Origin of the sequence: Mycolicibacter senuensis (assembly GCF_002101885.1) — a bacterium.
In the GTDB taxonomy this organism is placed as follows: Bacteria; Actinomycetota; Actinomycetes; order Mycobacteriales; family Mycobacteriaceae; genus Mycobacterium; species Mycobacterium senuense.
Genome location: NZ_LQPS01000013.1, coordinates 1 through 21,764, shown reverse-complemented (window position 1 = coordinate 21,764; position 21,764 = coordinate 1). Strand labels below are relative to the sequence as shown.

The 21,764-nt window shown below is 68.3% G+C and carries 20 protein-coding genes; 9 read left to right on the top strand and 11 right to left on the bottom strand.

Annotated features, from left to right (window positions below; all coding sequences use genetic code 11):
* Nucleotides 1-43 precede the first annotated feature (43 nt).
* The 5 genes from gyrB to dnaA all read right to left on the bottom strand — a co-directional run bounded on the left by gyrB (nucleotide 44) and on the right by dnaA (nucleotide 7,289).
* Entirely contained in the window at nucleotides 44-2,095 is a 2,052-nt protein-coding gene (gene gyrB, locus AWC24_RS01825) for a DNA topoisomerase (ATP-hydrolyzing) subunit B (protein WP_109560285.1), read from the bottom strand.
* Between the two features lie 219 nt (nucleotides 2,096-2,314).
* Nucleotides 2,315-2,884: a DUF721 family protein gene (locus AWC24_RS01820; RefSeq protein ID WP_085081802.1), complete on the bottom strand. Its 570-nt coding sequence runs from the start codon at nucleotides 2,882-2,884 to the stop codon at nucleotides 2,315-2,317.
* Complete coding sequence (gene recF, locus AWC24_RS01815) at nucleotides 2,881-4,041, bottom strand: DNA replication/repair protein RecF (RefSeq protein WP_085081801.1); 1,161 nt, start codon at nucleotides 4,039-4,041, stop codon at nucleotides 2,881-2,883. Before recF ends, AWC24_RS01820 begins: the two co-directional genes overlap by 4 nt.
* Nucleotides 4,042-4,078: 37 nt before the next feature.
* Nucleotides 4,079-5,275, bottom strand: coding sequence for a DNA polymerase III subunit beta (gene dnaN / locus AWC24_RS01810; protein ID WP_085081800.1), 1,197 nt, complete (start codon nucleotides 5,273-5,275; stop codon nucleotides 4,079-4,081).
* Between the two features lie 541 nt (nucleotides 5,276-5,816).
* A complete protein-coding gene (dnaA, locus tag AWC24_RS01805) occupies nucleotides 5,817-7,289 on the bottom strand; it encodes a chromosomal replication initiator protein DnaA (protein ID WP_085081799.1) in 1,473 nt (490 codons plus the stop codon).
* Nucleotides 7,290-7,901: 612 nt separating this feature from the next.
* Between dnaA and rpmH the strand changes: the two genes are divergently transcribed.
* The 9 genes from rpmH to AWC24_RS01760 all read left to right on the top strand — a co-directional run bounded on the left by rpmH (nucleotide 7,902) and on the right by AWC24_RS01760 (nucleotide 14,311).
* Nucleotides 7,902-8,045 carry a 50S ribosomal protein L34 gene (gene rpmH, locus AWC24_RS01800; RefSeq protein ID WP_005142265.1) on the top strand — a complete coding sequence of 48 codons (144 nt, stop codon included), beginning with the start codon at nucleotides 7,902-7,904 and terminating at the stop codon, nucleotides 8,043-8,045.
* 16 nt (nucleotides 8,046-8,061) lie between these two features.
* Nucleotides 8,062-8,442 (top strand): ribonuclease P protein component, encoded by a 381-nt coding sequence (gene rnpA / locus AWC24_RS01795; RefSeq protein ID WP_085081798.1) that lies wholly within the window; start codon nucleotides 8,062-8,064, stop codon nucleotides 8,440-8,442.
* Nucleotides 8,403-8,756 carry a membrane protein insertion efficiency factor YidD gene (yidD, locus tag AWC24_RS01790; protein WP_407663472.1) on the top strand — a complete coding sequence of 118 codons (354 nt, stop codon included), beginning with the start codon at nucleotides 8,403-8,405 and terminating at the stop codon, nucleotides 8,754-8,756. The genes rnpA and yidD overlap by 40 nt, the downstream gene beginning before the upstream one ends.
* A gap of 43 nt (nucleotides 8,757-8,799) precedes the next feature.
* Nucleotides 8,800-9,864, top strand: a complete 1,065-nt coding sequence (gene yidC / locus AWC24_RS01785) for a membrane protein insertase YidC (RefSeq protein ID WP_234807219.1) — start codon at nucleotides 8,800-8,802, stop codon at nucleotides 9,862-9,864.
* A gap of 74 nt (nucleotides 9,865-9,938) precedes the next feature.
* Nucleotides 9,939-10,502, top strand: a complete 564-nt coding sequence (locus tag AWC24_RS01780) for a Jag family protein (protein ID WP_174813686.1) — start codon at nucleotides 9,939-9,941, stop codon at nucleotides 10,500-10,502.
* A 69-nt stretch (nucleotides 10,503-10,571) separates the two neighbouring features.
* Entirely contained in the window at nucleotides 10,572-11,288 is a 717-nt protein-coding gene (rsmG, locus tag AWC24_RS01775; protein WP_085081794.1) for a 16S rRNA (guanine(527)-N(7))-methyltransferase RsmG, read from the top strand.
* The gene (locus AWC24_RS01770; protein ID WP_085081793.1) at nucleotides 11,285-12,235 is read left to right on the top strand and encodes a ParA family protein; all 951 of its coding nucleotides are present in this window, start codon (nucleotides 11,285-11,287) and stop codon (nucleotides 12,233-12,235) included. The genes rsmG and AWC24_RS01770 overlap by 4 nt, the downstream gene beginning before the upstream one ends.
* Before the next feature lie 51 nt (nucleotides 12,236-12,286).
* A complete protein-coding gene (locus tag AWC24_RS01765; RefSeq protein ID WP_085081792.1) occupies nucleotides 12,287-13,285 on the top strand; it encodes a ParB/RepB/Spo0J family partition protein in 999 nt (332 codons plus the stop codon).
* A 234-nt stretch (nucleotides 13,286-13,519) separates the two neighbouring features.
* Entirely contained in the window at nucleotides 13,520-14,311 is a 792-nt protein-coding gene (locus tag AWC24_RS01760; protein WP_085081791.1) for an acetyltransferase, read from the top strand.
* Here AWC24_RS01760 and AWC24_RS01755 read toward each other — a convergent pair.
* The 6 genes from AWC24_RS01755 to murJ all read right to left on the bottom strand — a co-directional run bounded on the left by AWC24_RS01755 (nucleotide 14,258) and on the right by murJ (nucleotide 21,692).
* Entirely contained in the window at nucleotides 14,258-15,478 is a 1,221-nt protein-coding gene (locus AWC24_RS01755; RefSeq protein ID WP_085081790.1) for an N-acetylmuramoyl-L-alanine amidase, read from the bottom strand. The genes AWC24_RS01760 and AWC24_RS01755 overlap by 54 nt on opposite strands.
* Nucleotides 15,479-15,635: 157 nt before the next feature.
* Entirely contained in the window at nucleotides 15,636-15,968 is a 333-nt protein-coding gene (gene trxA, locus AWC24_RS01750) for a thioredoxin (RefSeq protein WP_013831259.1), read from the bottom strand.
* On the bottom strand, nucleotides 15,965-16,969 hold the full coding sequence (trxB, locus tag AWC24_RS01745) for a thioredoxin-disulfide reductase (RefSeq protein ID WP_085081789.1): 1,005 nt from the start codon (nucleotides 16,967-16,969) through the stop codon (nucleotides 15,965-15,967). Before trxB ends, trxA begins: the two co-directional genes overlap by 4 nt.
* A 96-nt stretch (nucleotides 16,970-17,065) precedes the next feature.
* Nucleotides 17,066-17,563, bottom strand: coding sequence for an RsmA family anti-sigma factor (locus tag AWC24_RS01740; protein ID WP_085081788.1), 498 nt, complete (start codon nucleotides 17,561-17,563; stop codon nucleotides 17,066-17,068).
* 28 nt (nucleotides 17,564-17,591) lie between these two features.
* Nucleotides 17,592-18,212: an RNA polymerase sigma factor SigM gene (gene sigM / locus AWC24_RS01735; protein WP_085081787.1), complete on the bottom strand. Its 621-nt coding sequence runs from the start codon at nucleotides 18,210-18,212 to the stop codon at nucleotides 17,592-17,594.
* A 93-nt stretch (nucleotides 18,213-18,305) separates the two neighbouring features.
* Nucleotides 18,306-21,692, bottom strand: coding sequence for a murein biosynthesis integral membrane protein MurJ (gene murJ, locus AWC24_RS01730; protein ID WP_085081786.1), 3,387 nt, complete (start codon nucleotides 21,690-21,692; stop codon nucleotides 18,306-18,308).
* Nucleotides 21,693-21,764: the final 72 nt, after the last annotated feature.

Sequence of the window (21,764 nt, the reverse complement as noted above, 5' to 3'; positions counted from 1 at the left end):
AGCGGTCAGGCAGGTCGGATGGCGCCGGCGTCGCGACACATCCCTAGACGTCCAGGAAGCGAACGTCCTTGGCGTTCCGTGTGATGAAGCTGCGCCGAGCTTCGACGTCCTCTCCCATCAGGATCGAGAACAGTTCGTCGGCCGCGGCGGCGTCGTCGAGGGTGACCTGACGCAGCACCCGCACCGTCGGGTCCATGGTGGTCTCCCACAGCTCTTTGGCGTCCATCTCGCCAAGACCCTTGTATCGCTGGATGCCGTCGTCGACGTTGATCTTCTTGCCGGCGGCCTTGCCCGCCTCCAGGAGACCGTCGCGTTCCCGGTCGGAATAGGCGAATTCCGGTTCGGCGCCGCGCTGCCACTTGAGTTTGTACAGCGGCGGCTGCGCCAAGAAGACGTGGCCGTTTTCGATCAGTGGCCGCATGAAACGGAACAGCAGGGTCAGCAGCAGGGTCGAGATGTGCTGACCGTCGACGTCGGCGTCGGCCATCAGCACGATCTTGTGGTAGCGCAGTTTGGAGATGTCGAACTCGTCGTGGATACCGGTGCCCAGCGCGGTGATGATCGCCTGGACTTCGTTGTTCTTCAACACCCGGTCGATCCGGGCCTTCTCGACGTTGATGATCTTGCCGCGCAACGGCAGAATCGCCTGGAACATCGAGTCGCGGCCGCTCTTGGCCGAGCCGCCGGCCGAATCCCCTTCCACCACATACAGTTCGGACTTGGTGGGGTCATTCGAACGGCAGTCTGCCAGCTTGCCGGGCAACCCGCCCAGGTCGGTTGCGCTCTTGCGCCGCACCAACGCCCGGGCCTTGCGCGCGGCCTCGCGCGCCTGCGCCGAGGACACCGCCTTGTTGATGACCACCTTGGCCTCGGCCGGGTTGGCCTCGAGCCAGTGGCTGAGCTGCTCGTTGCAGACCTTCTGGACGAACGACTTCACCTCGGTGTTGCCCAGTTTCGTCTTGGTCTGGCCCTCGAACTGCGGCTGGGACACCTTGACCGAGATGACCGCCGCGAGGCCTTCGCGGATGTCCTCGCCGGTGAGGTTGGGGTCCTTGTCCTTGAGCAGCTTCTTGTCTTTGGCGTATCTGTTGACCACGCTGGTCAGCGCCGAGCGGAAGCCCTCTTCATGGGTGCCGCCCTCGGCGGTGTTGATGGTGTTGGCGAAGGTGTGCACCGATTCGGAATAGCCGCCGTTCCACTGCATGGCGATCTCGACTTCGTGTCCGGTTCCCTTGCCGTCGAAGTCGATGACGGTCGGGTGGATCGCGGTCTTGGTGCGGTTGATGTGCGCGACGAAGTCGCGCAGGCCACCGGGGTAGTGGAAGACGCGGTGCTTGACCTTGTGCGGCGCCTCGGCTTCGGCGGCCTTGTCCTCGGCGGACTTCGGCGCTTCGGCGGTGTCACTGACGACCTCGTCGACGACTTCTTCGGTGCGCACCCGCTCATCGGTGAGCTCGATGGTCAGGCCCTTGTTGAGGAACGCCATCTCCTGCAGGCGTCGCGCCACGGTCTCGAAGTCGTAGTTGGTGGTCTCGAAGACCTCCGGGTCGGCCCAGAACCGGATGGTGGTCCCGGACTTCGTGGTCGGGTCGCCCTTCTTCAGGGTCCCGGGCATCGACTTGTCGTAGGTCTGGAACCACTCGTGACCGTCGACGCAGATGTCGGCCTCCAGCCGGCTGGACAACGCATTGACCACCGAGACACCGACTCCGTGCAGGCCGCCGGAGACGCTGTAGGCGCCCTCTTCGAACTTGCCGCCGGCGTGCAGCACGGTCATCACGACGTCGACCGTCGGAATGCCGGTGGCGTGCATGGCCACCGGGATACCGCGGCCGTCGTCGGTGACTTCGACGCCGCCGTCTTCGAGGATGCGCACCGCCACCTTGCTGGCGAAGCCGGCCATCGCCTCATCGACGGCGTTGTCGACGACCTCCCAGATCAGGTGATGCAGGCCGCGTTCACCCGTGGAGCCGATGTACATCCCGGGTCGTTTGCGGACGGCTTCGAGGCCTTCGAGAACCTTGATCGAATCGGCACCATATTTGTTTTGGGCAGCCACAGTGGGGGAGCTCTCCTCAACGTCTCGAGCAAGCATTCGGCGCACCACATCACCGGGTGCGCGGGGGGGATACCCGAACAGTCTACCGTGAACGAGCCTCAGCGGGTATTTTCTCAGGGCGTTTCCGGCCATCTGGTTGCGCCGTGACGCCGATATCGCGGTCGACCATGTGTCCGGCCGGTGGCCAGAGCGATTTTTGTGCTCGTAGCGCCTCTGAGGCGCGGCTCGTCGGACCGTCGGCCGACTCGAGCCCGGCTACCCGTAGGTGTCGCGCGGCCCACGGCCTGAAACGTGCAGTGGGCCCTTGCGCCACGACGGCGCGGTGGGCCCGGTGATCTTCAGCGTCGTCACCACCCCGTCACCGACCGCGGCGGCGATCTTGGCCAACAGCTGGGACTGCACCAGCCGCAACTGCGTCGCCCAGGCCGTGGATTCGGCCGACACGCTCAGTACACCCTGCGAAAGCCTGGTCGGAGTCGCGTGTGCAGCGATGTCCTCACCCACCACCGAGCGCCATCGACCCAGTACCGTGCCCTCGGCGACCTGCGCCGACCACCCGCGTGATTGCGCGAGGTCGCGGGTGGCCGCACTCAGGGACTGGGGGTCGCGGGCATCCGGTCCCGGCCCCGACCATCGGCGGCGGCCGCCACCGCCGCCGGGTGCGCGCCGGCGTAACGGCGCCCGGCGCCCCTGCCCGACGTCCTTGCCCTGGCTGCGTGCCGCTTCGCGCGCTTCGGCCAATGTCCTCCGGACCAGGTCCATGCCGGTCAGGCCGGCCAGATGCGCCGGTGGTTCTGGCAGCTCGGGCAGCTCGGAATCACTCATGCGTCGCCCCCGTTCAGTTCCGAAACCCTGCCGGTGTCGTCCTCGGCCACCGAGATCCGAATCTGGCGGGCCTGCCAGTCCGCCGGCACGTCGTCGGCGACGGCGGCGGTGATCAGCACCTGTTCGGCGGAGGCGGCGACGTCGGCGAGTGCGCGGCGGCGAGCTGTGTCCAGTTCGGCGAACACGTCGTCGAGGAGTAACACCGGCTCGGCCCCTTCGCTGCGCAGCAGTTGATAGGCCGCCAACCGCAGCGACAGCGCCATCGACCACGATTCCCCGTGGCTGGCAAAGCCTTTCACCGGCCGGTCACCTAATCGCAGTTCCAGCTCGTCGCGGTGGGGACCGACCAGACACACACCGCGTTCCAATTCTGCGCGGCGCCGGTGCGCCAGTTCGGCCAACAGCAGCTCTTGAAGCTCGTCTGGGCCCGCGCTCGCCGCCTCGGCGGGAATCTCCAATTTCGGGCGATAGGCAACCGCCGCGGTCCTGGTCCCGGGGGCAAGCAGTTGATAGGCCTTTTCGACTTCCGGGGCCAACTGATCGACCAGCTCGATCCGGGCGGCCATCAGCTCGGCGCCGTGTGCCGCCAACTGGGCGTCCCAGACGTCGAGGGTGTCCAGCACCGACCGGTCACCGCGGTGCAACGCACCCGAGGCGCTTTTGAGCAGCGCGGTGCGCTGGCGCAGCACTTTGTCGTAGTCGGCGCGCACCCCCGCGACCCGCGGCCGGCGCACACTGGCCAGTTCGTCGAGGTAGCGCCGTCGCTCACCGGGATCACCGCGCACCAGCGCCAGGTCTTCCGGGGCGAACAACACCGATCGCAGCACGCCGACGACCTCTCGGGCGTGCCGCACCGGGGCCCGGTTGAGCCGCACCTTGTTGGCCCGCCCGGCGGCGATCTCCAGGTCCACCGCCAACTCTCGGCCTTCGTTGACGACGATCGTCGACACCACCGCGCGCTCGGCGCCGGACCTGATCAGCGGGGCGTCGGTGGCCACCCGATGTGACCCCAGGGTCGATGAGTACCACAGGGCTTCAACAAGATTGGTCTTACCGTAGCCGTTCGGACCGACCAGTACCGTCGCGCCCGGCTCCAGTTCGAGGTCGGCGTGCGCCCAGGACCGGAAATCCCGCAGGCCCAGGTGGCGGACATACACCGCGAAACCACCCCTCCAGTCGTGGCGGCCGCGCCGGTCAGCCCGGCAGGCGAACCGGCATCAACAGGTAGACGTAGTCCGACGGTACCGCCGGGAACGGGCCCGCGCCGCTCAGCGCAGGGTCGTCGTCGCCGGCCGGTCGCAGCACGGCCGGCTTCTTGGGATCGGTGAATCCCATCGAGACCTTCTCACTGTGCAGCGAGCCCAGGCCGTCGGTCAGATATGTCGGGTTGAAGGCGATGGTCAGCGGCTCGCCGGCAAAGTCGACCGGCAGATCCTCCTCGGCCCGGCCGACATCCTCGGCCCCGGCCGACAACCGCAGCGTTCCCTCGGACAACTCCATGCGGACCTGTGCTCCGCGGTCGGCGACCAGGGCGACACGCTTGATCGCCTCGGTCAGCTCCGCCACCCCGATGGTGGCGACCGCCAAGTGCTCGCTGGGCAGCAGCTGGCGGAATTTCGGGAATTCGGCGTCCAGCAATCGGGTGGTGCTGCGCTTGCCGGCGCTGGTGATGCCCAGCAGGCCTTCGCTGCCCACCGACGGGCCCGCCCCCAGAGCCAGATGCACCTCATTGCCGTCGCCGCTGGCCTTGGCGGCTTCGGCGAGCGTTTTGGCCGGGACCAGCACCGCGGCTTCGGTACCGGGCGCCGCGGACCAGGTCAGCTCGCGAACCGCCAGGCGGAACCGGTCTGTGGCAGCCAAAACCACTGTGTTGCCTGATATCTCGACCCGGATACCGGTCAACATCGGTAGCGTGTCATCCCGGCCGGCCGCCACGGCCACCTGGCCGATCGCCTCGGCGAACAGGTCCGCGGACAACACCCCGGTCTCCTCGGGCAACGTCGGCAGCGTGGGGTAATCCTCGACTGTCATGGTCGGCAGGGAGAACCGGGCATTGCCGCACGTCAGCGCCACCCGGGTCGCTTCGACCTGGACCTCGACCGGCTTGGCCGGCAGTGCCCTGGTGATATCCGACAGCAGTCTTCCGGATACCAAAACGCTTCCCGGCGAAGCGATCTCGGCTGCCAGCTGGACCTCGGCGGAAACCTCGTAATCGAACCCCGACACCGTCAAACCGTTGTCGGACCCGGTCAGCAGCACTCCGGCCAACAACGGCACGGTGGGCCGGGCCGGCAGGGATTTCGCGACCCACGCCACCGCATCCGCGAAGTCGTCCCGGTCCAGGCGGAATCTCAAGTCGGTCAGACCCGCGTTCGTGGTCGCCGCGTCCATAGCGTCCTCTCGTCACCCCGTTATCGAGCTCTACCCCGCGGCGACCGGTGAACGTCCCCACCTGCGGCCGTGCAACGCCCTCGACAAAAGCACAAGGGCGGTAGGTCACCAACCGTAGAGCCTAGAAGCACTTCGGGAAAGTTATTCCATGACACCCGTGGCTGCCCCGGCTGTGCGCACCGGGTGGAAGTTGAGGGGTTGTGAACAGTCCCCCTCGGCGCGAATCCCCAACGGCTGTTTTTGTAGGGAAACCGATGAAGAGAACTGAGTATTAGTAGTAAGGCCTGTGCATGGTGGGTACAACACGGCATCGTTGCTGCTGAACGGGGGGATCGGGTTGGGGACCGACGGTGAATAACACGCCGAGGGGCCGAGGCCGGGCTGTGTATGGAACCGCGGCTGTGTATCCCCGGTCGCTTCGTCCGCGGACGGTGGACAGGTTGTCCGCAGCGGTATCCACAGGTAGCGGCCGTAACGGGTGGTACGAGTGGGTCGGAAGTTTTTGCAAGAAGTCCGGAGAAGACCGTGGCCGGCAGGGGGCTCAGCGCTTGGCGCGTTGCCGGATGCGGGTGGTGAGCTCTTTGACCTGATCGAAGATCTCGCGGCGCTCGGCCATCTCGCCGCGAATCTTGCGTTCGGCGTACATCACGGTGGTGTGGTCGCGGCCGAAGGCCTGGCCGATCTTGGGTAGCGACAGATCGGTCAGCTCACGGCACAGGTACATGGCGATCTGGCGGGATTGAGCCAGCGGGCGGGTTTTGCCGGGGCCGCGTAACTCCTCGATGCTGGTGTCGAAGTACTCCGCGATCACCGCCATGATGATCGCCGCACTGATCTGTATCGTGCTGGCGTCGGCGATCAGGTCGCGCAGGACGATCTCGGCCAGCGCCCGGTCGATCGGGGTCTTGTTGAGCGAGGCGAACGCGGTCACGCGGATCAGTGCGCCCTCGAGTTCACGGATGTTGCGTTCAATGCTGGTGGCGATCAACTCCAGCACGTCGCCCGGAACGTCGAGACGTTCCATCTGCGCCTTTTTGCGCAGAATCGCGATCCGGGTCTCCAGATCAGGTGGCTGGACGTCGGTGATCAGCCCCCACTCGAACCGGGTGCGCAGCCGATCTTCCAGGGTGGCAAGCTGTTTGGGCGCTCGGTCGGAGGTGATCACGATCTGCTTGTTGGCGTTGTGCAGCGTGTTGAAGGTATGGAAGAACTCCTCCTGGATACCTTCTTTGCCCTCGATGAACTGGATGTCGTCGACGAGCAGGACGTCGATGTCGCGGTAGCTGCGTTTGAACGCGACCTTGCGGTCGTCGCGCAGTGAGTTGATGAAGTCGTTGGTGAACTCTTCGGTGGAGACGTACTTGACCCGCATCCCGGGGAAGAGCCGCTGGGTGTAGTTGCCGGCCGCGTGCAGCAGGTGGGTCTTGCCCAGACCGGACTCGCCCCAGATGAACAACGGGTTGTAGGCACGCGCGGGCGCCTCGGCGATGGCCAGGGCAGCGGCGTGAGCGAATCGGTTGGAGGTCCCGATGACGAACGTGTCGAAGGTATAGCGCCGGTTGAGGCTGGCGCCGTCGGCGGTCACGGAATCGTCACTGGGCCGCTCGGTGAAGTAGTTCGGCCAGTCGTATTCGACGTCATTGCTCTCGTCCTCGTCGTCGTCGCTGACGCGGGACGGGGCGGCACCGTCGGTGCTGGACGAGGCGGACGTGTCGTCGGCCGGGGCAGGCGCGATGCGTACGCCGAGTTCGATGTCGTGCCCGAGACGACGGCTCAAGGCGGCGGTGATCTGGGCGCGCAGGTGCCGTTCGATCTCGTTCTGGACGAAGCTGCTCGGCACCGCGAGCAGGGCGAAGCCCTCGACGATCGCCAACGGGTGGACGAGGTTGAGCCAGGCCTTCTGTTGGGGTGTCAGCAGGGGTGCTGCGCCGTCGGGCGAACCGGCTTCACCGTTGAGTTCCGCGACGACCTCGTCCCACAGGGTGAGGAACGCGGTCCCGGGGTCATCGGTCAATGCCCAATCCCCCTGGCTCGAAGTCGTGGTGCACGGATCCCGTGCCGTGACATGCTATCCACACAGTTATCCACAGGTGTGGATGAGGTGCGCATACCCCGTTGAGGCCCTCCAGGCCAGTTGCTCGGCAACGGCCACTCCAGATCGTCAGGCGACACCTGAAGCGCCGGCCGGTTCGTGCTCTTCGATTACGGCCGAAACCGCTCCAGTTGCGAAACGGCGCTGGCAAGCAAGCTAACAGGTTTCCGGGCGGCCGACCACTCGTTTCTGCGAGATGAATCGGCCGAAAATGGGCCGGCCCACGACGCCCGTGGCGGGTGTGACCACTGTGAACAATGGGCCTGATCCCAACCCGCTCCGGAGGACTGCCCGGGCCGCTCCGGACGGTGTCGGTGGCGGGTTTGACCCGGCGAACCTGCGTCAGTACCCTCGAACAGTCGCCCGAACGTCGGCGATACGGCAGCGACCGGCCCGGTGGGCCGGAGACCGCGCCGGTTACCAGCAAGACGCAGAAGTTCACCGAGCTTACCGAGTGCGTCGCGTGCGGCAGGCACAACGGGCTTCCGGTGTGTCGGGCAGACGCGGTGCAAGACGCAACAAGGAGAGTGTGCCGTGGCCAAGGGCAAGCGGACCTTCCAGCCGAACAACCGACGCCGAGCCCGGGTGCACGGGTTTCGCCTGCGGATGCGTACGCGCGCCGGACGCGCGATCGTCACGGGTCGGCGTCGCAAGGGCCGTCGCTCGCTGACTGCTTGAGACGGGTAGCGCGGCGGTGCTCCCGTCTCACTACCGGATGAGACGGTCGGCTGATTTCGGCGCGACGGTCAAGCAGGGCCGTAGGGCGGTGCAGCCTGACGTCATCGTCTACAGCCGAGTGGTCGACGCCCGGCAGATCGATACGCCCGACGTGGCTGAGGCGTCCCCGCAGGTCGGGTTGATCATCGCCAAGTCGGTGGGGTCGGCCGTCGATCGGCACCGGGTGGCCCGCCGGTTGCGTCATGTGGCCCGCGACATGCTGGGCGAGCTGCACCCCGGTGAGCGGTTGGTGATCCGGGCGTTGCCGACCAGTAGCGGGGCGAAATCGGCTGCGCTGCGTGCACAGTTGCGCGCCGGATTGCGGGCGGTACACCGGCCGGGAGGTGCGGTGCGGTGAGCCACGGCCTGGCAGCGGCTCCGGTCCGCGGACTGATCTTCGTCATCCAGCTCTACCGGCACTTGATTTCCCCGCTGCGGTTACCGACTTGCCGCTTCATGCCGACGTGCAGCCAGTACGCGGTGGACGCCTTGAGCGAGTACGGGCTGATCCGGGGGAGCTGGCTGGCAGCGGTGCGCCTGGCAAAGTGTGGGCCGTGGCATGAAGGTGGCTGGGATCCGATACCGGAGCGGTCCCAGGATGGCGCCGGCTGCGGCTGCCCGTCCGGGAACGCCTCGGACAACCGAGCGGAGGGTGAACGCAGTGTCCTTTGATCCCCAGAGTCTGGACTACGTGTATTACCCGGTGTCGGGGATTATGTGGTTGTGGTACAAGGCTTTTGGTCTGGTACTCGGTCCGGCGAACTTCTTCACCTGGGCGCTGTCGGTGATGTTCCTGGTGTTCACGCTGCGCGCGCTGCTCTACAAGCCGTTCGTCAAGCAGATCCGCACCACCCGCCAGATGCAGGAGCTGCAGCCGCAGATCAAAGCGCTGCAGAAGAAGTACGGCAAAGACCGCCAGAAGATGGCGATGGAGATGCAGAAGCTGCAGCGGGAACACGGCTTCAACCCGATCCTGGGCTGCCTGCCGATGCTCGCGCAGCTCCCGGTGTTCCTCGGCCTGTTCCATGTCTTGCGCTCGTTCAACCGCACCAGCACCGGGATCGGCCAACTGGGCCTGTCGCCGGACCTGAACCGGCAGCTGGGCAACTACTTCTTCAGCACCGCCGACGTGGGCAACTTCCTGGACGCGAACCTGTTCGGAGCGCCACTGGGTGCGACCATGATCCAGCGCACCGGGTTGGACGCCTTCGCCGAGTTCAACCGAGTCTCGGTGATCGCGGTGGGCGTGCCGATCATGATCGCCGCCGGCATCGCGACCTACTTCAACAGCCGGGCATCGGTGGCACGCCAGAGCCCGGAAGCGGCGGCCAATCCGCAGACCGCGATGATGAACAAGCTGGCGCTGTATGTGTTCCCGCTCGGCGTGGTGGTCGGCGGACCGTTCTTGCCGCTGGCCATCATCTTGTACTGGTTCTCCAACAACATCTGGACGTTCGCCCAGCAGCATTACGTGTTCGGCTTGATCGCCAAGGAGGACGAGGCGAAGAAGGAGGAAGCGCTGCGGCGACGCGCTGCCAACGCGCCGGCCCCCGGGGCCAAGCCCAAGCGCACCGCGCGCGCCGCCGCCGCCGCCGATGCCGACAGCGCCAGCGAGTCCGAGCAGCCGGCGGCCGAGGAGACCGTGACCGAACCGGCCGGCGCGGAGCCGGCCAAGGCCGACACGGCCAAAGCCGACACGGCCAAACGAAACCCGGGCCGGCCGGCGCAGCGCGGTAGCCGCCCGGGCGCCGGCGCGAAGCCGAAGAAACGCAAGCGGTGACCGCACCGCCACCAAGCCAACCGGCGCGTGAGCAGCCGGGCACGGAGGGAGACGACATGACCGACATGACCGACATGAACGACGCGGAGACCACGGCGCAAGAGGCGGTGGAGACTGCGGGCGAACCGGAGACCGGCGACGGCGGAACGGCCCCCGCCACGCCCGCCGCGGATCTCGAAGACCGGTTGGTGGCCGAGGGAGAGATCGCCGGCGACTATCTGGAGGAACTGCTCGATCTGTTGGACTTCGACGGCGACATCGACCTCGACGTCGAGGGCCGGCGCGCGGTCGTGAGCATCGACGGCGGCAACGACCTCACCAAGCTGGTGGGCCGCAAGGGCGAGGTGCTCGACGCTCTGCAGGAGCTGACCCGGCTGGCGGTGCACCAGAAGACCGGCGAGCGCAGCCGGCTGATGCTCGACATCGCCGGCTGGCGCCGGCAGCGCCGCGACGACCTGACCGCGTTGGGCGACGAGGTGGCCCGGCGGGTGCTGGAAAGCGGCGACGATGAGGAACTGGCCCCGATGAGCCCGTTCGAACGTAAGATCGTCCACGATGCGGTGGCTGCCGTCGCCGGAGTACACAGCGAGAGCCAGGGTGTGGAGCCGTCACGCCGCGTCGTCGTTCGGCGGGACTAGCGGGTAGGCACCGCCGGGAATTACATCCGAGTAATTCTCTAGCGCGCCCTTACCCGGGAAGCCGGAGGAATGTTTCACGTGAAACATGTCGGGGGAGCGCCGGCACCCGCGGCTCCGCCGGAGGCGGCCGATGTCTTCGGCGAGGGGCTCCCGACCGCCCGATGCTATGCCGAGTTGTTGGCGGGGCCGGGCGTGGAGCGGGGCCTCCTGGGGCCGCGCGAGGTCGACCGGATCTGGGAGCGCCACCTGCTCAACTGCGCGGCGGTGGCCGAGTTGCTCGAACCGGGTGAGCGAGTCGCCGACATCGGCAGCGGCGCAGGCCTGCCCGGGATGGTGCTGGCCATCGTCCGGCCGGATCTGCATCTGGTGCTCGTCGAACCGCTACTCCGGCGCAGCGACTTTCTCCGCGAGGCGGTCGAGGAACTCGGACTCGAGAACGTGGACGTCATCCGCGGGCGTGCCGAAGACCGGGATGTGCGCGATCAGGCGGGAGAGCGGGACGCCGTCGTCTCGCGAGCGGTTGCCAGCCTCGACAAGATCAGCCGGTGGAGCCTGCCGCTACTCCGGACCGGCGGGCGGATGCTGGCGATGAAGGGTGAGCGAGCGCAGGACGAGGTAGACGAGCACCGCCGTGTGATGATCGGACTAGGCGCGAACGACGTGAGGGTGGTGAGATGTGGCGTGAACTATTTGACTCCGCCCGCGACCGTGGTGATGGCGCGGCGGGCGGAGCCCGGCCGAACCGCCGGCGGACCGACGCGACGGACCACCAGGAGAGCAAGATGAGTACACCCTCGCGCGGCCCGGTTTCACGTGAAACATCGGCCGGCCCGGTTTCACGTGAAACGTCGCCCGACTACGACACCCCGATCGGCGCGGCCGCCGAACGCGCGATGCAGGTGCTGCACACCCACAACCGGCTGCCCCGCCCGAAGCGACGCCGGGTGTTCACCGTGGCCAACCAAAAGGGCGGAGTCGGCAAGACGACGACTGCCGTCAACGTGGCGGCGGCGCTCGCAGTCCAGGGGATCAAGACCCTGGTGATCGACCTCGACCCCCAGGGCAACGCCAGCACTGCGCTGGGCATCTCCGATCGCCAATCGGGCACGCCGTCGTCGTACGAAGTCCTGATCGGGGAGATGCCGGTGCAGGCCGCGCTGCGCCAGAGCCCCCACAACGAGCGGCTGTACTGCATTCCGGCCACCATCGACTTGGCCGGCGCCGAGATCGAACTGGTGAGCATGGTGGCGCGGGAGAACCGACTGCGGACCGCGTTGAACGAACTGGACGACTCCGACTTCGACTACGTCTTCATTGACTGCCCCCCGTCGCTGGGGTTGCTCACCGTGAACGCGTTGGTCGCGGCGCCGGAGGTGCTGATCCCGATCCAGTGCGAGTACTACGCCCTGGAGGGCGTGTCCCAGCTGATGCGCAACATCGAGATGGTCAAGGCGCACCTCAACCCGCGGCTGGAGGTGACGACCGTGTTGCTGACGATGTACGACGGGCGCACCAAACTCGCGGACCAGGTCGCCGACGAGGTCCGGCGGTACTTCGGCGACCGGGTGCTCCGAACGGTGATCCCACGCAGCGTCAAAGTGTCGGAAGCGCCCGGGTACAGCATGACCATCATCGATTACGACCCGGGCTCGCGCGGAGCGATGAGCTATCTGGACGCCAGCCGGGAACTCGTCGAACGCGATCTGGCCGGTGGCCCCGAGGGACGGCGTTGATGACCGTCGGCGGCAAGAAGGAACCACTCCCAGCGAGAAGGAACAACGCAAATGACCGGACCGTCGCGTAAGAAGGGCGGCCTGGGCCGCGGCCTGGCATCGCTCATTCCGACCGGCCCCGGTGACGGGGCGGCCCCGTCGGACCGGGGCGCCGGCATGGGGCCGCGAATGGGTGACGCCGCGGCGGATGTCGTTCTGGGCGGCGCCACCCCGGCGCAGGCCGCCGAGGTAGGCGCGGTCTATCGCGAGATCAGTCCGGCCGACATCGAGCCCAACCCGCGCCAGCCGCGGCAGGTCTTCGACGACGAGGCGCTGGCCGAACTGGTGCACTCGATCCGCGAATTCGGGCTGATGCAGCCGATCGTGGTGCGGGCGCTGCCGGGGGCCGCACCCGGGGCGGCGCGCTACCAGTTGGTGATGGGGGAGCGGCGCTGGCGGGCGTCCCAGCAGGCCGGCCTGGAGGCGATCCCGGCGATCGTGCGGGAGACCGACGACGACAATCTGCTGCGCGACGCCCTGCTGGAGAACATTCACCGGGTGCAGCTGAACCCGTTGGAAGAGGCCGCGGCCTACCAACAGCTGCTCGACGAGTTCGGGGTGACCCACGACGAACTGGCGTCCCGACTCGGCCGGTCGCGGCCGTTGGTGACCAACATGATCCGGTTGCTGCGGCTGCCGATCGCCGTACAGCGCAGGGTGGCCGCGGGGGTGCTGTCGGCCGGCCACGCCCGTGCCCTGCTGTCGCTGGAGGGCGGTGCCGAGGCGCAGGAGCAGCTGGCGGCCCGGATCGTCGCCGAGGGATTGTCGGTGCGGGCGACCGAGGAGGCGGTCACGCTGGCCAACCGCAGTGACACCTCGACACCGGTGGCCCCGCGCCGCAAGCCGATCCAGATGCCCGGTCTCCAGGATGTCGCCGAACGGCTGTCGAGCGCCTTCGACACCCGTGTGACGGTCAGCCTCGGCAAGCGCAAGGGCAAGATCGTGGTGGAGTTCGGGTCGGTCGACGACTTGCAGCGCATCGTCGCGCTGATGAGCGGGTCAGCCGGTTGAGGCCGGTTGAACCCGGTGTCGAGCCAGGTCCAATGGCACAAGGCAATTACGTCACTGTGACGGTAAAGCGGTGCGGCGGCAAGGCTGTGGACGAATCATGCTGAACGGCAAGGACTTTCGTACTTCTGCGGGGCGGCGAGGCCGGCCGGGGCCGATGGTGGCATCCGGCGGCCCCTCGCTCCTATCCTTAAGGGGCTGCCGTCGGTGGCAGCACGGGTTGAGATCGGGAGTTCAGTGTCTGTCCGAATCGCTCCGCTGAAGCTCGAGGGTTTCGAGCAGCTTCCCAAGCACGCACGCCGGTGCGTGTTCTGGGAAGTGGCTCCGGCGACCCTTGGCCGCGACGACCACCTCTCGGATCCGGAGTTCGAGAAGGAAGCCTGGCTGTCGATGGTGATGCTGGAGTGGGGGTGCTGCGGTCAGGTCGCCACACCATCGGTCGCCGCCGGGGGTTCCGACGAATCGCCGTGCCTGGGCTACGTGCTCTACGCCCCGCCGCGCGCGGTGCCGCGGGCCCACCGGTTCCCGACGGCACCGGTGTCAGCCGACGCGGTGCTGCTGACGTCCATGGGGGTCGAACCGGCGCCGATGGCCGACGGTCTGCCGCGGGAACTGATCGCCGGAGCGGTCGAGGAGCTGATCCGCCGCGGCGTCCGCGCCCTGGAGGCGTTCGGCCGGACGGCAGCTGTCGGCGACTTGCTGGACCCGCGCAACGTGCAGCCGGATGTCGCACCGGTGCTCGAGGCCGTCGGTGACTGCACCGTGGAGCACTGCATCATCGAAGCCGACTTCTTGATCGATGTCGGGTTCACCGTGGTGGCACCCCACCGGTACTTCCCGCGGTTGCGGCTGGAGCTCGACAAGGGCCTGGGCTGGAAGGCGGAGGTGGAGGCGGCGCTGGAACGGCTGCTGGAAAGCGCGCAACTGGAGGCGCCGGTCGGGGCCAGCGCCCCGGCGGGTTCGGTGTCCGGCCGGTCAGGAACCGCCGAGCCGGCCGGTCCGCTCGACCGACAACTCATGGGCCAATAATTCGGCGAACGTGAACGTGCCGGTGGGCCGGTCGTTCTTGCCGAGCAGGTACAGCCGCTTGACCGCGGCCAGCATCCCTTCGGCGATGGCGTCGCGCGTCGCGGGCGAGACCAGCATCCCGCGGTCACGCGGGCTGGTGATGTAGCCGACGTCGACCTCGACCGTGGGCATCCGGGTCAGCCGCAGCAGGTCCCACGTCCGGCCGTGCGCCCGGCAGTCCTGTAATCCGGTGCGCGCCACAATTTCTCGTTGAATGAAGTCGGCGAGGTTACGGCCGATGGTGGACACCGACCCGTGGGAGTTGCCGAAGTGGAAGGAGGCCACCCCGTTGGCCGCCGGACTGACGTGGGTGGCGCAGCGCAGGCTGATCATCAAGTCGGCGCCGACGGCGTTCGCGGTGGCGGCTCGCTCGGCATCCGACGGACTGCGACCGTGCGGCCGGGACAGGAACGTCTCCATCCCGATGGCGGTCATCCGGCCTTCCAGACGACTTGCCAAGTCCCACAAGATGTCTGCTTCGCTGATCGGCCCCGTCGGCGTTTGGGTGATCAGCCCGTGGTCGCCGCCGCCGCGGCCCGGGTCGATGACGATCCGCTTGCCGGACAGCCTTGGCCCCGAGCGCCGCACCAACTCTTCCTCGCGGATCGCGTGAGGTGAACCGCCGGTCACCCGCGAGGCCAAAAAGTTCAAGGAGCGCAACGTTTCCGGCCCGCAGATACCGTCCGCGTACAGCCCGTACTCACGCTGATAGGACATCAGCGCATTGTGGGTCTGGATACCGAAGTAGCCGTCGACCATGCCGGTGTAGAAACCCAGATCCTGCAGGCGGGCTTGCAGCGTGGCCACGTCGTCGCCGTACATCGGCGCCCCGAACTGGTGGTTGAGGATGCGTGCACCCAAGCGGTAGGACGCCTCTTTAAGTGCCCGATAGGTCGCCTCGCCGATGATGCCGTCGACGAGCAGCCCGCGCTGTTGCTGAAAGGCGCGCACCGCCTGGTCGAGGTCGTCGTCGAACACGTCCAGCGCGACATGTTTGCCGGTGGTCAGGTCCGCGTCCGGGCTGTCCACCAGGCCCAATGCAGCCAGTGCTGCGCGGATCTCGACGACAGCGGCGCTGCGGTCGCCCCGGCGCAGCGCGTCGTCCGCGCTGCGATGCCGACCCGACATTACTGAGCCCTCCAGTCGTCGCTGTTGGCAGCGAAAACGTAGCTGGCGGTTGCCAGCAGGTTAGGCAGCATTGTCTCAGATGCTGGCCGATTTATTGAAAACGGCGAGGCCAGAAAGGTGCGCGAACCTGACCGGGTCCCGACGGCTCAGGCTGCGGTCAGCCGATGTCGGCGAGCTCACGCAGCAGGGCGGCCTTGCCCTTGGCGCCGACGATCCGCTTGACCGGCTGGCCGTCCTTGAACAGGATCAGCGTCGGGATCGAAACCACGCTGAATTCCCGTGCGGTTTCGGGGTTCGCGTCCACGTCGAGTTTGGCGACGGTGAGCTGGTCGGCCTGCTCGGCGGCGATCTCCTCGAGGACCGGGGCGACCATCTTGCAAGGTCCGCACCAGGTTGCCCAGAAGTCGACCAGCACCGGCTTGCCGCTGGCCAGTACGTCGGTGGCGAAGGTGGCGTCGGAGACGGTCACCGTGTTGTGGTTGTCGGTCACTGTGGTGCTCCCATCAGGGTTTCGGTAACTGGGTCCACCGCGGCCTGCGCGGCTTCGGCGGCGTCGGCGGCCTCGGCCAGCCAGCGCTCGGCGTCGATGGCGGCCGTACAGCCGGTTCCGGCTGCGGTGATGGCCTGCCGGTAGGTGCGGTCCACCAGGTCGCCGGCGGCGAACACCCCCTCCAAAGAGGTGCGTGAGCTGGGCTGCTGCACCAGTACATAGCCGTCCGCGTCGATCTGCACGGCGTCGCGCACCAGCCCCGAGCGCGGATCGTGGCCGATAGCCACGAACACCCCGGTCACCGGCAAGGTGGTCTCCGCGCCGGTCACCGTGTCGCGCACCTGCAGCCCGGTCACGGTGTCCGTGCCCTCGACGGCGATCGGCACCGCGTTGGTGAGGAACCGGATCTTGTCGTTCTCGCGAGCCCGGTTGAGCATGATCTTCGAGGCGCGGAACTCCTCCCGGCGGTGGACCAGGGTGACGCTGCGGGCGAACCGGGTCAAGAAGGTGGCTTCCTCCATGGCGGAGTCGCCGCCGCCGATCACCGCGATGTCCTGGTCGCGGAAGAAAAAGCCGTCGCAGGTGGCGCACGAGCTGACCCCGCGGCCGAGAAGTTCCTGTTCGCCGGGGATGTTCAGGTAGCGGGCGGCGGCACCCATGGCCAGAATGACCGCGCGGGCCCGGTAAATCTCACCTTCGGCGGTGACGACGGACTTGACCGGGTCGTCCAGGGTCACCGACTCGACGTCTTCCATGCGCAGGTCGGCGCCGAAGCGCAGTGCCTGCTCGCGCATCTCATCCATGAGCTCCGGGCCCATGATGCCGTTGCGGAAGCCGGGGAAGTTCTCCACCTCGGTGGTGGTCATCAGTGCACCGCCGAACGAGGTCCCCTCGAACACCAGCGGCGCCAGTTGCGCCCGGGCAGCGTAGATCGCCGCGGTATACCCGGCCGGGCCGGAACCGATGATGATCACATCGTGGATGGTCGGTGTCTCAGACATCGAGGGCCTTTCCGCTCGGACCGTTACAGGGTCTACCAACGTCAGCGTAGGGGGCGATGTTCCCCGGACCGATACGGACGGGTTGTGCGGTGCCGGTCAGGGGCGGCGAACGGTGGTGTCGGCCAGCAGCCCGGTGTCGGCGGAACTGCAGTTGGGGGCCACTGCCAGCGCGACGATCGTGTCGGCAGAGGCGCCGGGCAACAGCAGCACGATCCCGGGATGGCCGTTGACCGCGATCTCACGTGCGCCCAGCGCGGTGGTCGCGGCCGGATAGCCCAGGGCGGTCAGGCAGCCGGCCCGTCGTCCGGGGTCGGTCAGGGGGCCGTATTCGGGGGTGCGGTCGAGCAGCTCGAGGATCTCCGCTTCGGTCAGCGGCAACACCGGTGCCGGTTCGGACGCCACCGTGATGGCGTCGAAGGATCGGGGTCCGCTGGGAGTGTCGCCGGGAAACCGGATCAGGGCCGCGGTGCCCAAGCCGACCGCGAGCAGCGCGGCCGCGCTCCCGGCGACGGCGGCGATCCGGTTGAGCCGGGGCAGCGGTCGGCTCGAATGCGCCGGGTGCCGTTCCCGGCGTTCTCGATCATCCGCGTCCATCGCAGCGCCGCTCCCGCTCGCTTCGTGGCTAGGCACAGTCGTCGACCCGGCCGTGCATGGCACCGTCAGCTGCCAAGGCTATCCGCCGGCGCGCCGGGCGGGCCGGGGCGGCGGGACCGGCGTGGTCTCGGCTCAGCAGTACCGCGAGCCGGGCCCGGCCGCGGGCGCAGCGGCTCTTGACCGTGCCCTGCGCTACACCGAGCGCGCGGGCGGCATCGGCGATGGAGTAGCCGTGCATGTCGACGGTCAGCACGGCGGCACGCTGTTCGGTCGGCAACCGGCGCAGCGCCGCGCGCACCTCCAGTGCGGTCTCCACCTCGGCGGTGCGATCGCCCACGGCCGGAAACTCCTCGAGCGGTACCTGCTGGTGAATCCTGTTGCGCCGCATCCGGTCCCGGCAGGCATTGACCACGATGCGGTGCAGCCAGCTGCCGACGGCGGCGTTGTAACGAAACGAGCCGGCGCTCCGGTGCGCCGAGAGCATCGCCTCTTGCAGGGCGTCCTCGGCATCTTCGGGGCAGCCGGTGGTGAGCCGGGCCAGCCGGCGTAGCCGGCGCTGGTGGCGGCCGTAGAGCTCCTGGAATGCGTAGCGGTCACCGGCAACGTGTGCGGCCAGCAGTTCGGCGTCGCTGCGCTCCGGGTGACCCATGGGCGGACACTAACCAGCCGGCGGCCCGAGGGCACTTCAGTTGTGCACAGGCCAGCCGGGCTGCCCCCGGGCGGGGGTGGCCGCGGGGACCGTCTAAGACGCTGCCTGCACGGTGATCTCGGAGATCTGGGTGCGGCTCTCGCCGCCGGTGTTGCCCATCGTCGATATCCACACCAGCAGGTTCGACGTCGGCGCCGAGGAGTCCGCCGAGATCTTGTTGGCCCCGGGCCGCAGCGCCTTGGCGGGCGCCAGCAGCGTGGTGTCTTCGAGCCGGGTCGGCCGCGGCGTCGTCGACGACCGCAACTCCACCCGGGTCCCGGTGCTGGAGACGTTGATCCCGACGCTGCCGATCACCGTGGGTTTGGGCAGCTGCAGTAGCAGCCCGACGCCGTTCTTGAAGTTCGGGAAGGGCACCGGATCGGAGTAGGTGTCCGTCGACCAGAAGGTCGCGGGATTTCCGTCGATCGCCAGCCCGGCGTCCTGGGGACGATCGGCCTCGCCGCCGGGCGAGAACACCGTCGCGTTCACGGGTTTCACGGTGCTTCCGGGCGAGGCCGAGCCCGTCGCCGACGATGATGCCGACGGAGTGCTCAGGCCCAGCTCCGTTTTGTCCAGCCCGTTGACGTCGCCGAAGATCCGGTTGAGTACGGAGGCCAGCACCAGCAGCGCGACCAGGATGACGGCACCGCCGATACCTGCGCCGATCAACACCCGGCGGCGCCGTTCGGCACGCATCTCGGCATCCACCGGCGGCGCCGGACGCGGCGCGGGGGGCTCATCGCTGACCGGGCCCAGCAACTCCGTCTGCTCGTGCAGCGCGGTGGCCTGCTGCAGCAGGTTCGACAACGTCGAGGCGCCGCGGATGCCACCGTCGGACTGGATCGCGTGACTGGCGGCGGCGGAGATCTGGAACGGGATCTCCCGGTTGACCGCGTCGGGTTTGACCGGGTTGCCCTCGGCGTCGAGGTCCGCCGCGGCGAGTCCCACGTCGGCCGCGCCCTCCAGCGGCCACCGGTTGACCAGCAGCGCGTACAAGGTGGCGCCGATCCCGCGGATGTCGTCTTCGGGCTGGCTGTCGGGCAGTGTCGCGGGGAAGGCGAGCGTGACGTCGCCGTCGATGCTGACCCGGACCCGGCCCGGATGGTCGATCGACAGGGTCACACCGGCCTGGTGGGCGGCCTCGGCGGCGGTGGCCAGCGACCGCATCGCCCGGGCCGCGCCGATCGGCGAGGGTGCGGTGCCGGCGACCTCCTGCAACGAGGCGCCCCGGACCCATTCGGAGACCACCAGCCCACCCGCTCCGATACGCACCACGTCGAGGACGCGGGCGATTCCGGGCAGGTCGATCTGGCTGAGCCGCTGGGTACGCGACAGGATGCCGGTGAGCTGCTCCTCGGGCATCGTCTGGTCGGGGTCGACGAACGTCAGCGCCACCTGCCGGTCCAGAGCGGTGTCCAGGGCCTGCCAGAACTGCAGCAGTGGGGTGTCGCCGTGGCGCACCAGCAGTCGGTAGCGTCCGCCGGCGATGCTCAGGCCGGGTGTCAGCTGGCCCTCGTCGGCCGGCTCGGGGATGTCGGTGGAGCCGGCGACAGGCCGCTGGGGTTGCGGCGGGGCAACCGATCGCGACCCCGTGCGAGCCCCGGCACCCTCCGAGGGTTTGTTGGCCACCTCCGTGCCTTTCGGTGTCCAGCCACCGGCGATGTGGTCCGGGGGCATGTGCCGGCCGGGATCGTTGGTGGCGTCCCCGCCCGGCGTGGGCAAACGGCTGTGCTCAGCGTACGGGACGACCGGTTCGGGAGACGGTGGGTTCGACATGCCGATATGCGGGCGGCGGGCACCGAGTCTGCGGCGCACGGCGGCCAGCGCCGCGGCGGCTTCGGGCACCTTGGCGCGCACCAGCACCGCGCCGATGATCGGCAGCATTACCAGCATCAGCACCAGCAGCCGCAGCATCGATCCGGCCGCGCCGCGGTCGGTCAGCGCGCGCAGGCCCAGTCCCCGGTCGAGCACCTCGGCCACCAGGCCGGCCAGCAGCGATGCGGTCACCGTCACCAGAATGGTGCGAACCACAGTCGGGCCGAGCAGGTGACCGCTGACCGGCCGCAGCGCGCGCCGCAGCAGGATGTGCCCGACGGCCGCGCCGGCGAGGAACCCCAGGCCGTTGGCCAGCCCCAGGTAGGCGGCCACCAGCTCGGGGTTGTCGGTCAGGTGCGGGGCCAGTACCGATGCGGCGATCTTGACCGACGTGATCATCACGATGATGCCGATGGGGATCCAGGGCTGCTCCCGGGCGTAGAACACCCGCAGCTGTAGCAGAACCATGGCGTAGGGGATCAGGGTGAACGCCGACATGGCGATCGCGGCGCCGAGGTAGCCGGCGTCGACGTCGCCGAAGTTGCCGTAGGCGAACAGCGCGCTGCCGATCGCCGGGCCGCCGACGGTCATCAGCGCAACGATCGGGATCAGCGTGATCATCATCAGCCGGGTGGCCAGCGACAGGTCGGCGAGCACCGCGGAGTCATCGCCGGCGGCGGCGTTACGGCTCAGCCGCGGCATCACCACCGTCAGCACCGTCACCCCGATCAACCCGAACGGCAGCTGCAGCAGCAGCCAGGCGTAGTAGTAGATCGCCGGACCGGATGCCGCCGAGGTGGCCGCGATCTGGTTGGTCACCACCAGGCCGATCTGGCTGATCAATACGTAGAGCACCATCGCGGCGGCCATCGCCCCGAAGCGCTTGAGCCGGTCGTCGATGCCCCACAGCGGCCGCAGGCTGATCCGCTCCCGCCGGATCGCGACCAGCAGGACCGCGGTCTGGGCCACCACGCCCGCGGTGGTGCCCAGGCCCAGCACCAGCAGCTTGGCGTTTCCCATCCGCACCGGGTCGACCGACAGTTCGCCCGGCACCAGCAGGTAGACGACCAGCGTGGCGATCGCGACGACGTTGTTGACCACCGGCGCCCAGGCCGGCGCCCCGAAGATGTTGCGGGTGTTCAGGATTGCCATGAACACCGACGACAACCCGTAGCAGATCACCTGCGGCAGCAGCAGGTAGGCGAACGCGATCGTCAGCGGCTCATTGACCTGCGGGTCCCCGCCCAGCATCAATCTGACGAGCAGCGGCGCCGCGGCCACCGAGATGACGGTGGTCGCCAGCAGCAGGGCGGTGGCCAGCGTCACCAGGCGCCGCACGAACGCGGCCCCGCCGTCGGGGTCGTCGCGTTCGGCGCGGGCCAGCACCGGCACGAAGATGGCGGTGAAGGTCGCCTCCAGCACCAGCGCGGCGATCTGGTTCGGCAACTGGTTGGCGACCGAGAAGGCGCTGGAGAGCGCCGCGCCCAGGATCGCAGCCAGCAGCACGATGCGGATGAAGCCGGTGATCCGGCTGACCAGGGTGGCCAGCGCCATCCCCCAGGATCGCGACACCACGGCGGCGTCGGTCAACTCCGGCCGCGCGGGCTGCGGCGCCGGTGCGGTCATCGGTCCGCATCCCGGTCGGTGCGGCCCGCGGTTGCCGCGGGTGGGCGGGGGCGGTCCGGGTCGGGTGGGCGG

Excerpts from the sequence above, each read along its gene's own strand:
- gyrB (WP_109560285.1), bottom strand. The coding sequence starts at position 2,095 with ATGCTTGCTCGAGACGTTGAGGAGAGCTCCCCCACTGTGGCTGCCCAA.
- AWC24_RS01820 (WP_085081802.1), bottom strand. The coding sequence starts at position 2,884 with ATGAGTGATTCCGAGCTGCCCGAGCTGCCAGAACCACCGGCGCATCTG.
- dnaN (WP_085081800.1), bottom strand. The coding sequence starts at position 5,275 with ATGGACGCGGCGACCACGAACGCGGGTCTGACCGACTTGAGATTCCGC.
- yidC (WP_234807219.1), top strand. The coding sequence starts at position 8,800 with ATGTGGTTGTGGTACAAGGCTTTTGGTCTGGTACTCGGTCCGGCGAAC.
- AWC24_RS01780 (WP_174813686.1), top strand. The coding sequence starts at position 9,939 with ATGAACGACGCGGAGACCACGGCGCAAGAGGCGGTGGAGACTGCGGGC.
- rsmG (WP_085081794.1), top strand. The coding sequence starts at position 10,572 with ATGTTTCACGTGAAACATGTCGGGGGAGCGCCGGCACCCGCGGCTCCG.
- AWC24_RS01770 (WP_085081793.1), top strand. The coding sequence starts at position 11,285 with ATGAGTACACCCTCGCGCGGCCCGGTTTCACGTGAAACATCGGCCGGC.
- AWC24_RS01765 (WP_085081792.1), top strand. The coding sequence starts at position 12,287 with ATGACCGGACCGTCGCGTAAGAAGGGCGGCCTGGGCCGCGGCCTGGCA.
- AWC24_RS01755 (WP_085081790.1), bottom strand. The coding sequence starts at position 15,478 with ATGTCGGGTCGGCATCGCAGCGCGGACGACGCGCTGCGCCGGGGCGAC.
- trxB (WP_085081789.1), bottom strand. The coding sequence starts at position 16,969 with ATGTCTGAGACACCGACCATCCACGATGTGATCATCATCGGTTCCGGC.
- AWC24_RS01740 (WP_085081788.1), bottom strand. The coding sequence starts at position 17,563 with ATGGACGCGGATGATCGAGAACGCCGGGAACGGCACCCGGCGCATTCG.
- sigM (WP_085081787.1), bottom strand. The coding sequence starts at position 18,212 with ATGGGTCACCCGGAGCGCAGCGACGCCGAACTGCTGGCCGCACACGTT.
- murJ (WP_085081786.1), bottom strand. The coding sequence starts at position 21,692 with ATGACCGCACCGGCGCCGCAGCCCGCGCGGCCGGAGTTGACCGACGCC.